Source organism: Streptomyces sp. NPDC005566 (assembly GCF_040605575.1).
Classification (GTDB): Bacteria; Actinomycetota; Actinomycetes; order Streptomycetales; family Streptomycetaceae; genus Streptomyces.
The window spans coordinates 68,105-74,475 of record NZ_JBEXDB010000021.1; the positions used below are offsets into that span (position 1 = coordinate 68,105).

At 68.6% G+C, this 6,371-nt stretch carries 7 protein-coding genes and 1 other RNA gene; 2 read left to right on the forward strand and 6 right to left on the reverse strand.

From position 1 onward, the window contains the following. The first annotated feature begins 21 nt into the window (after positions 1-21). Positions 22-1,203 carry an MFS transporter gene (locus ABZS61_RS28995; RefSeq protein WP_356427517.1) on the forward strand — a complete coding sequence of 394 codons (1,182 nt, stop codon included), beginning with the start codon at positions 22-24 and terminating at the stop codon, positions 1,201-1,203. A gap of 64 nt (positions 1,204-1,267) precedes the next feature. Here the strand turns inward: ABZS61_RS28995 and ssrA are convergent. From ssrA to ftsE, 5 genes are all read right to left on the reverse strand, one after another. Beyond that, positions 1,268-1,656, reverse strand: a transfer-messenger RNA (tmRNA) gene (gene ssrA / locus ABZS61_RS29000). 110 nt (positions 1,657-1,766) lie between these two features. After that, complete coding sequence (smpB, locus tag ABZS61_RS29005) at positions 1,767-2,255, reverse strand: SsrA-binding protein SmpB (RefSeq protein ID WP_329210461.1); 489 nt, start codon at positions 2,253-2,255, stop codon at positions 1,767-1,769. Positions 2,256-2,273: 18 nt separating this feature from the next. Then, complete coding sequence (locus ABZS61_RS29010) at positions 2,274-3,461, reverse strand: S41 family peptidase (protein WP_356427521.1); 1,188 nt, start codon at positions 3,459-3,461, stop codon at positions 2,274-2,276. Positions 3,462-3,529: 68 nt separating this feature from the next. Beyond that, the gene (gene ftsX / locus ABZS61_RS29015) at positions 3,530-4,450 is read right to left on the reverse strand and encodes a permease-like cell division protein FtsX (RefSeq protein WP_351176902.1); all 921 of its coding nucleotides are present in this window, start codon (positions 4,448-4,450) and stop codon (positions 3,530-3,532) included. A 35-nt stretch (positions 4,451-4,485) separates the two neighbouring features. After that, positions 4,486-5,175, reverse strand: a complete 690-nt coding sequence (ftsE, locus tag ABZS61_RS29020) for a cell division ATP-binding protein FtsE (RefSeq protein ID WP_014046319.1) — start codon at positions 5,173-5,175, stop codon at positions 4,486-4,488. Positions 5,176-5,433: 258 nt separating this feature from the next. Here ftsE and ABZS61_RS29025 point away from each other — a divergent pair, with 258 nt between their 5' ends. After that, a complete protein-coding gene (locus tag ABZS61_RS29025) occupies positions 5,434-5,625 on the forward strand; it encodes a hypothetical protein (protein WP_356427525.1) in 192 nt (63 codons plus the stop codon). 451 nt (positions 5,626-6,076) lie between these two features. Here ABZS61_RS29025 and ABZS61_RS29030 read toward each other — a convergent pair. Continuing rightward, on the reverse strand, positions 6,077-6,371 hold a 295-nt coding region (locus ABZS61_RS29030), incomplete at its 5' end, for an LPXTG cell wall anchor domain-containing protein (RefSeq protein ID WP_356427528.1).

Genomic DNA, 6,371 nt, shown 5'->3' on the forward strand with positions numbered 1-6,371 from the left:
ACGCGCGGTGAGGGTTGACCCGTGCTCCAGAAAACCCCTGCCTCCCCCGCCGGCAACCCGTACCTCCGTCTGCTCGCCGGCCCCGGCGCACGCGCCTTCACCGCGGGCAATCTCATCGCCCGTCTACCCATGGGGATGTTGAGCGTCAGCGCCGTCATCATGATCGCCGGCGCACACGATTCGTACGCCCTCGCAGGCGCCGTCACCGCCACCGGCCTCGCCGCGACCGCCCTGGTCGCCCCCTGGACGGCGCGGCTCGTCGACCGGTACGGCCAGGCCAGGATCGCGGTGCCGGCCACCGCGATCGCGACGCTCGGCTCACTCGCCCTGCTGCTCTGCGTGCACTACGACGCCCCCGTCTGGACGCTCTTCGCCGCGTACGCCGCCACGGCCACCACCCCGAACACCGGAGGCATGTCCCGGGCACGCTGGGCCCACATGCACCGGGGCGACCCGGCGACGCTGCACACCGCGAACTCCTTCGAACAGGCCGCCGACGAGCTGTGCTTCATGCTCGGCCCGGTCCTGGCCGCCACCCTGTGCGGGGCACTGTTCCCCGAAGCGGGCACCCTCACCGGCGCGGTCCTCCTGATGACCGGCATCCTGATCTTCGCCGCTCAACGGGCGACCGAACCCCCGGTGGCACCCCGTACCCACGCGGCCTCACCCCTGCGGACGCCCGGCATGCCCGCCCTGCTCACCGCGTTCCTCGCGACGGGCGCGGTGTTCGGCGCCCTGGAGATCGTCTCGATCGCCCACGTCGGGGGTGCGATCCTCGCTCTCCAGGCGGGCGGCTCCTGCCTCGCAGGGCTGCTGTACGGGGCGCTGCGTCCCGCCGTGGACATCCGGCGCCGGCTGCTGCTCTGCCTCACGGGGATGACCGTGCTCATGTCGCTCCCCCTGATCGCCGTGGCCACGACCGGCTCCCTGCTCGTCCTCGCGGGCTCCCTGCTGGTGGCAGGTGCGGCCACGGCGCCCACCATGGTCACCGTGATGACGCTGGTGCAGCGGCTCACCCCGCAGGCGCAGCTCAACGAGGGCATGACGCTCTCGGCCACCGCGCTGATCGGCGGAGTGGCCGTGGGTTCGGCGGTCGGCGGACGACTGGTGGAGCACTCCGGAACGGTCGCCGGCTATGCCGTACCGATGTGCGCGGCGGCGCTGGCGCTGGTGGTGGCCGCGGCCGGGACACGCAGGACCTGAGACCGCACGGAGAAAAACGAGGACCCCGCTGCCAGGGGCAACGGGGTCCTCGTTCACATGGGAATTGTGGAGATGGCGGGAATCGAACCCGCGTCCAACGGTGCAGAACCAGGGCTTCTCCGAGTGCAGTTCGCTGCGCTTTTCTCGGCCCCGGAGATCTCGCGAACAAGTCTCCGACGGGCCCAGTCACTGTTTGATTTCCCACCGAGCCCCGTGACCGGACTCAGTGGTTTAGTCCCCTAGATTATGCCAGGGTCCGGGTCGGGAACACCCCCGGGCTGACACCCATTAAGGGTCCCTCACTCACTGCTTATTAGGCAGCGAGGGCGAAGGACTGGGAATCGCTCTTGGAATTGGCGATTATTGGTTGCGACATATGGTTAACGAGATCATTGCCGCTTCCTCGACTCGCTTCCCCTGCCTCGACATCCGCTGTCGAAACCGATCATCCCCATGTTGTTTTTTCAAATGCGCGCACCTTCTGTGAGGTGCACGGCCCATCGTACGTGACCGACGCATGCCGGGGCCACCCTATTACGGCGGCTCCGGGGCGGGACCCCGTACTACGCGCTCCGCTGCCGCCGGCGGGCCGCCGAGATCGCGCGGTTCGTCTCCCGCGTGTCCTGCTTCTCGCGCAGCGTCTGGCGCTTGTCGAACTCCTTCTTGCCCTTGGCGAGCGCGATCTCGACCTTGACCCGGCCGTCCTTGAAGTACAGCGCGAGGGGCACGATGGTGTGGCCCGTCTCCTGCGACTTCGACTCCAGCTTGTCGATCTCGGCCCGGTGCATGAGCAGCTTGCGCTTCCGCTTGGCGGCGTGGTTGGTCCACGTGCCCTGCACGTACTCCGGGACGTGGATGTTGTGCAGCCACGCCTCGTGGTTGTCGATCTGGACGAAGCCGTCGACCAGCGACGCCCGGCCCATCCGCAGCGACTTGACCTCCGTACCCATGAGCACGAGGCCGCACTCGTAGGTGTCGAGGACGTGGTAGTCGTGCCGCGCCTTCTTGTTCTGCGCAATCATCTTGCGCCCGGTGTCTTTTTCCTTGGCCATAGTGCGGTCATTTTCGCACTACGACCCACCCCCGAGGCCAATCAATACTGTCTCGGCCCGCTGCTGGGCCTCGGAACCCGCCCCGACGTCCGGCGTGATGCCGTGTCCTTCGACGCTGCGGCCCGCCGGAGTGCGGTACTGCCCGACGGTCAGCTCGGCCACCGAGCCGCCCGGCAGCTTGCTGGGCATCTGCACGGAGCCCTTGCCGAAGGTGCGCGATCCGACGGTCACAGCCCTGCCCCGGTCCTGCAGGGCACCGGTCAGCAGCTCGGCCGCGCTCATCGTGCCGCCGTCCACGAGGACGACCACGGGCCGGTGGGTGTCGCCGCCGGGGTCGGCGTAGAGGGCGCGCTGCTCGCCGTGCACGTCGTACGTGGCGACGAGACCGCCGTCCAGGAAGGCCGAGGAGGCCGTGACGGCCTCGGTGACCAGTCCGCCCGAGTTGGCCCGGAGGTCCAGGAGGATCCCCGCCTCCCCCGGGGCCGTGCGCACGGCGTCGCGGATCGCGGTGCCCGCACCCTTGGTGAACGCGGCGACCTTGATCAGCACGGCGGAGGAGGGCTTCCCGCCCAGCCGCCGCACGGTGACGGCCTGCGTGGCGAGCCGGGCCCGGTGGAGGGTCTCGGTCCAGGAGTGCGCACCTCGTCTGAGCCCGAGGACCACGGGCGTGCCCTCGACGGCCCCCGAACGGTCGCCGCGCAGCAGGGCGACCACATCGGCGACGGGGCGCTTCTCGACCCGGCGGCCGTCGACCGTACGCAGCAGGTCACCTTTGCGTACACCGGCCAGATCCGCGGGTCCGCCCGGCTGGACGCCCGTCACGACGACATCCCCGCGGGCCGAACGCTGAGCGGAGATACCCACTCCGGTGTACGAGCCGTCCAGTGCCTGCTCGAAGTCCTCGTACTCGCGCTCGTCGTACACGGCGCCCCAGCGGTCCCCGCTGCGGCTGACGACCTCCGCCGCCGCGTCCGTCCCGGACTTCCCGTCGGCCTCGGCGTCGGCCGCCGCTTCCGCGATCTCCTCACGGTCGACGGAACCGACGGTGGAGGAGACGGAACGGGTCTTTATCTCCGCCGCGTTGTCCTTCTCCCGCGGCAGGGACCCGGTGGCCGCTGCGGTGGCGAGCACGCTCGCGAAAACCAATGTCAGGGCCGCCCCGCGGTAGACACCGCGGGGGTTCAATCGGTGCGTGAGGCCCGGCATGGCGCCGAGTCTAGGACAACGCCCCGGCGGCCCACGGCTCGTTGGCCGCATGCCGCACGGGGCGCTCGTCACACCTTGAGGTACTTGCGCAATGCGAAGAGAGCCGCAACGGCGGGCATCAGCAGGCCGATCGCGAGGACCAGCGGGAGCTTGCTGAGCACCGCTTCCCAGCCGATGAAGTCGATCAGATTCAGCTTCTCCTGGAGCGCGAGACCGCCGTCGATCAGGAAGTACCGGCCGGCGAGCAGCATCACGCAGGCGAGCAGGCCCCCGATCAGACCGGCGAACGCCGCCTCCATGATGAACGGCATCTGGATGTAGAAGCCGGAGGCGCCGACGAGGCGCATGATGCCCGTCTCCCGTCTCCGGCTGAACGCCGATACACGGACGGTGTTCACGATGAGCATCAGCGCGATGACCAGCATCAGCGCCATCACGAACAGCGCCGCCATGTTCATGCCGTTCATCATCTCGAAAAGATTGTCCAGGATGCCGCGCTGGTCCTGGACGGACTGCACCCCGTCACGGCCCGCGAAGGCCGTCGCGACCACCTTGTACTTCTGCGGGTCCTTCAGCTTGACGCGGAACGACTCCTGCATCTGGTCCGGGGTGATGTTGCCGGCCATCGGCGAATCGCCGAACTGCTCCTGGTAGTGCTTGTACGCCTCGTCGACCGTCTCGAAGAGGACCGGCTTCTCGACGGCCTCCATCTTCTCGAGGTCGGCCTTGATCTCCTTCTTCTGCTGCGCGGTGACCGCACCCTTGGCGCATTTGGGCACGTCCTTGGCGTCACTCTTGTTGCAGAGGAAGATCGAGACGTTGACCTTGTCGTACCAGTAGGTCTTCATCGAGCTGACCTGCTCGCGCATCAACAGCGCACCGCCGAACAGGGCGAGCGAGAGGGCGACGGAGACCACGACCGCGAAGGTCATCGTGAGGTTGCGACGAAGACCGACGCCGATCTCCGACAGGACGAACTGGGCGCGCATGGCGTCCTTTCAGTACTCGATGCTCGTGCAGGTGCTCAGTGCTGGTAGCCGTAGACGCCGCGCGCCTGGTCACGTACGAGACGGCCCTGCTCGAGCTCGATGACGCGCTTGCGCATCTGGTCGACGATGTTCTGGTCGTGGGTCGCCATGATCACGGTGGTGCCGGTCCGGTTGATCCGGTCCAGCAGTTTCATGATGCCCACGGAGGTCTGCGGGTCGAGGTTTCCGGTCGGCTCGTCCGCGATCAGCAGCATGGGGCGGTTGACGAACGCACGGGCGATCGCGACGCGTTGCTGCTCACCACCGGAGAGCTCACCGGGCATCCGGTCCTCCTTGCCCCCGAGCCCGACGAGGTCGAGAACCTGCGGCACCGCCTTGCGGATCTCGCCGCGCGGCTTGCCGATGACCTCCTGCGCGAAGGCCACGTTCTCGGCGACGGTCTTGTTGGGGAGGAGCCGGAAGTCCTGGAAGACCGTGCCCAGCTGGCGGCGCATCTGCGGCACCTTCCAGTTGGACAGCCGCGCGAGGTCCTTGCCGAGCACATGGACCATGCCCTGGCTGGCGCGCTCCTCGCGGAGGATGAGCCGCATGAAGGTGGACTTGCCGGAGCCGGATGAGCCCACCAGGAAGACGAACTCACCCTTCTCGATGTCGAGTGAGACATCGCGGAGAGCTGGACGGCTCTGCTTCGGGTAGGTCTTGGAGACGTTGTCGAATCGGATCACGGATGCACCACGGTCGGCCGGGAGTAGGTGTGCGTGACCATACGCGAACCGGGCTGACGCGTGCAGTCGGCGTCCAGCAATGGGCGATATGTAACGGAACGCGACCGAGTACGAATCGGGGCGTGCCGGGCCTTGCCCGGCGGGCCGCGCCGAAACCGGCGCGAGCTGGCACAGTGGTAGGGGGAACGGTTGCGTTTCCCGGAGCGTTGTGCGGAGAGAAAGCGTATGCGGCTCCGCCGCGCGGGAGGAGGAAAGCGCATGACCTATGACCGACTGGTGTGCGCGAACTGCGCGGCTCCCATCAGCGAGGGCCGCTGCCGCGTCTGCCGGGCGAGCCGGGAGCGCATGCAGGAGGAAGGCCCGTTCGTGGGTCTGAATCCGGCGATGCTGATCGCCCTGATGGTGATCCTGGTGGCCGCCCTGGCACTGCTGGCGCACCAGGCCGTGTAGACAGCGGCTGTGCGCAAGCGAGCGACTGGTCACTGAGCGTCGGCAGATCGACCCGGAGTGACCCCCTGCCCCGGCCACGTGCGCTCGGTGAGCAGCGGACCGTCGGCCCAGACCCGAGCGCTGACGCCATCGGTGCGCAGAAGCCGCTCTCACCCACCGCCCGTCGCTTCGGTGCGCCGGTACAGCCCCCTCGACGCTCCCCTCCCCCCGTAACGCTCCCGCAGCCGTACCCACGCAGCCGGAACCGCGCTGCCGGGCCCACGGGGCGTCGGCAGGCCTCCACGGGCACGTAGCGCGGCTCCTGCCGCCCTACGCGTTGAGGGGCAGGGCGGGAAGCCCCGTCCTTCAGGCCCGCTCCACGGCTTGCGGTCCGCCGCCGACGCGCAGAGGGACCCGACCCGCGGAGAAGCGGATCGGGTCCCTCTGTACGTACGTGTGTCGCTAGCTGGTGCTAGGCGACCGTACGGCCGTTCACCAGGCGCGGCAGGAAGCGGAAGCCGATACCACCGGCGATCATCGTCGCGGCACCGAGCAGCAGGAACGTGGTCTCGGCCGCACCGGTCTCGGCGAGCTCGTCCTTGCCCTTGCCCTGCTCGACCGGCTGGTTGCCGACACTGTCGGTGTCCGTGCCGGCTCCGTCGGTGTCACCGGTCGCGGAACCGGTGGTCCCGCCGTCGGCACCACCATCAGCACCGCCGTCAACGCCACCATCGGCACCGCCGTCAGCACCGCCATCAGCACCACCG

Coding starts and splice junctions, on each gene's coding strand:
- smpB (WP_329210461.1), bottom strand. CDS start 2,255: ATGGCCAAGGAAAAAGACACCGGGCGCAAGATGATTGCGCAGAACAAG.
- ABZS61_RS29010 (WP_356427521.1), bottom strand. CDS start 3,461: ATGCCGGGCCTCACGCACCGATTGAACCCCCGCGGTGTCTACCGCGGG.
- ftsX (WP_351176902.1), bottom strand. CDS start 4,450: ATGCGCGCCCAGTTCGTCCTGTCGGAGATCGGCGTCGGTCTTCGTCGC.
- ABZS61_RS29025 (WP_356427525.1), top strand. CDS start 5,434: ATGACCTATGACCGACTGGTGTGCGCGAACTGCGCGGCTCCCATCAGC.